Annotated in this window: 2 protein-coding genes; both read left to right on the top strand. The window is 40.2% G+C overall.

Features of this window, described 5'->3' with window-relative positions:
* On the top strand, positions 1-193 hold a 193-nt coding region (locus LC033_RS16725), incomplete at its 5' end, for an ORF6C domain-containing protein (RefSeq protein WP_226570374.1).
* Positions 194-212: 19 nt separating this feature from the next.
* Positions 213-508, top strand: a 296-nt coding sequence (locus LC033_RS16720; protein WP_226570372.1) for a YopX family protein, incomplete at its 3' end; no start/stop codon positions are given.

Genomic DNA, 508 nt, shown 5'->3' with positions numbered 1-508 from the left:
GTTATGGAACGAGGACATGGTCGATAAAACAATCTATGAAAATACGAGAAGAATCTACTCGGCGTTATGGAAGAATTTAAAGGACGCATACAGAGTGAACGCCTACTCGAACATCCTCCAAAAAGATTTTGAAGAGGCAATGAGCTTTATTGAGGGATGGAGACCTATCTTTAACGGAATCAAAACAGCCTAGCGGCTAAGGAGGAAACGGAATGAGAGAAATCAAGTTCAGAGGTTGGTATGGAAGTCGAATTGGGATGATGGCACCAACCTTTGATGGTGATATCAATGAAATTTTCGCTGATCAACATGGTGATTATATGCAGTACACCGGATTAAAGGATAAAAACGGCGTTGAGATTTATGAGGGGGATATTGTAGTTGATGACCAAAAGAACTCAGCACAAGTTGTCTTTGATGATGGATGTTTTTGCGTAATTGGTTACTTAGGAGACCTACGAACTCATCTACTTCGTGATTATCTGTTTTGTGGAAAGACTTTTGAGGT

The sequence above is a fragment of the Bacillus stratosphericus genome (assembly GCF_020524495.1).
GTDB lineage: Bacteria > Bacillota > Bacilli > Bacillales > Bacillaceae > Bacillus > Bacillus stratosphericus_B.
Note: the sequence above shows the minus strand (reverse complement) of the source record. Positions and strands in the feature narration are given on the sequence as shown.